Raw genomic sequence first — 1511 nt, forward strand, 5'->3', positions numbered from 1 at the left:
GAACGAACCGGGGCAAGGGACGAACATGCGCTGGTGGGGTTCCAGCGCCGATGCGCGCCGACGGCGATCGCAGACGATGACCTTGGACGATCCGATGGAGGGCGCGGGCAACGACGAGCCGCACGCGGACATCCCCGGAAGGCTGCGCCTCCACCGCCCGCCTATTGCTGAAGCACCCCTTTGCGACTATCCTTGTCCGCAATTCATCTCCCCATCTTGAGTTCGACAGGATGTGCGACATGCGCAAGTGGATCTCGCCCCTCGCCGGCTGCTTCATCCTATGGGCAGGGGTGGCAGCCTGCCAGGGTCAAGCCACCCAGACCTCCCCTGCCGACCAGCCCTCTCGCGCTGCAGGTGTTGAGACACCCGCCGCCCGCTCAACCACCTCGGCCTCCTCCGCCGGGACGCCTTCCCTGGCGCCGTTCGCCGTCGACCTGACTCTGCCATTTGCCTTTGCCACGCCTCAGCCTTGGTCGCCTCAGGCCTACGCCGGCACCCCGATCGCCTTGCCGGTGGACCTTGCCGGTGTGGCGAATCCCCATGTCCTCGACGGACTGACGGAGGCGCAGCGCTCCTTCCTTGCCGAGAACGGGTTCGTTGTCATCCGCAGCGGGGAGCAGCAATTCAACGACATCCGCTACGGAACGGCCTTCGCCCTAGGCCAGCCGTTTTTCCGAACGACCGATGAGGCCTACCACGCCCTGCACCTGCTCTTTGATGACCTGCTCAAGGCGCTCGAGCGCCAGGTCCTGCGCCCCGAGATGGCGAGGATTCTCCTGGCAACGCGAGACGAAGTCCGGTCGTTTGCCGACGAAACAGCCGGCACCGCCCTCGAGGGCGACGTGCAGCTGGCCGAAGCGTATCTCGACGTTGCCATCCATCTCTTCGACCCGGAGGCACCCGATTCGCAGGCGCTCCCCGACCTGGTGGCACAACAGATTGATCAGATCCTGGCCGCAGGCGGTCGTGACAAGTCCGTCCTCTTCCCCGGTTTCGAGGACGACTACGGCGCCTACAAGCCCGTGGGTCACTATGCCGGTGACCCCGGGCTCGAGCATTACTTCCGCGGCCTGACCTGGCTGGGCCGAGTACACTTCCCCCTCGCCCAGGCCGACGACCCTGCTTTCCAGCCCTCACGGCTACCGCTGGTGATTACCTTGGCCCTGCGTCGGGCGGAGGCCGACGGCAAGCCGGCCTCCGAGGCCTGGGCGGATGTGCACCGCACCCTGGATTTCCTGATCGGCCCGACAGATGACGCCGGGCCGATAGAGTACGCCCAGTTGATGGACCAGGTCTACGGACCGAACGCGACGCCGCTCGCCCTCGCCGACGAAGCTCGATGGGTGGAGTTCCAAGCATCCGCCGCCGATCTTCCGGCGCCGCAGATCAATTCCATCTTCGTTGACTGGACCGCCGACCTGGCTGTCGAGAAAGGCTGGCGCTTCATGGGGCAGCGCTTCACCATGGATGCCAACATCTTCCAGAACCTTGTCTTCGACAAAGTCCTTCCC

At 65.4% G+C, this 1511-nt stretch carries 1 protein-coding gene; it reads left to right on the forward strand.

Annotated elements, in window-relative coordinates; translation table 11 throughout:
* Nucleotides 1–239: 239 nt before the first annotated feature.
* A partial coding sequence (locus MUO23_03775) for a DUF3160 domain-containing protein (protein ID MCJ7512071.1) occupies nucleotides 240–1511 on the forward strand: 1272 nt, incomplete at its 3' end.

The organism is Anaerolineales bacterium, from assembly GCA_022866145.1.
GTDB lineage: Bacteria > Chloroflexota > Anaerolineae > Anaerolineales > E44-bin32 > PFL42.